The sequence below is a fragment of the Pseudomonas sp. SIMBA_068 genome (assembly GCF_046534705.1).
In the GTDB taxonomy this organism is placed as follows: Bacteria; Pseudomonadota; Gammaproteobacteria; order Pseudomonadales; family Pseudomonadaceae; genus Aquipseudomonas; species Aquipseudomonas putida.
In genome coordinates, this window is record NZ_JAWRYI010000702.1 from 1 (window position 1) to 265 (window position 265).

General features: G+C 53.2%; 1 protein-coding gene. It reads right to left on the reverse strand.

The features are described from left to right. Positions 1 to 226 (reverse strand): multidrug/spermidine efflux SMR transporter subunit MdtI (gene mdtI / locus SB756_RS31055; protein ID WP_410913367.1); only part of this gene is annotated, 226 nt, incomplete at its 3' end. Between the last annotated feature and the right edge of the window lie 39 nt (positions 227 to 265).

The following is a 265-nucleotide window of genomic DNA, read 5'->3' on the forward strand; positions in this document are numbered from 1 at the left end:
TGGCGGCAATACCAAACCCGCCCCACAATGCATAAGCGACAGACAAGTCGATCCCTTTAACGGCCTGAGAAAGCGCACTAAAGGCAGCCAGCACCGCCGCCAGGGAGAGCAAGCCAAATATTTTGCGACGAAAGCCGTCAGAAAATTTCAAAAAGACGTTAGCAACGATTTCCAGCACGATTGCCAATGCCAGCCAGGCGGCGTGAACCCATTCAAACTGCGCCATGGTTCACCTCCAGTTCAGGTTTACGCGCTTTACGGGTAC